1 protein-coding gene is annotated in these 322 nt (G+C 64.3%); it reads right to left on the reverse strand.

Translation table 11 applies throughout. The features are described from left to right. Positions 1-46 precede the first annotated feature (46 nt). Positions 47-322, reverse strand: a 276-nt coding sequence (locus tag QCD75_RS22015) for a transposase (RefSeq protein WP_301231648.1), incomplete at its 5' end; no start/stop codon positions are given.

Below are 322 nucleotides of genomic sequence, written 5' to 3' on the forward strand. Positions count from 1 at the left end.
ACTTCCGGTGATCGTGCTGTTCGTTGGGACAGGATGAGGTCCACGATCAGCCGGTAGAAGGAACAAGCCCTTTGTTGAGCCGGGCGTTGTTCGCCAGGAGAAGTTTCAGGAGGTCCTGTTCCGGGGCTGATTCCGGGAGCAGGAGCTGGTGGCGGCGGGCGCGGGTGATGATTTTCCCGGCGGTCGCGAAGAGCCGGTAGCGCCAGCGTTTGATGTCCCAGGCCTTGGCATGGTGGCCGCCCGGGAGGGCAGCGAGCTGGAGCCAGGAAACCAGGTTGAAGGCCAGTGCGGCGATGTTGGCCCAGGCCTGGTTCGCGGCGAA

Source organism: Arthrobacter sp. PsM3, assembly GCF_030433895.1.
Lineage (GTDB): Bacteria > Actinomycetota > Actinomycetes > Actinomycetales > Micrococcaceae > Arthrobacter.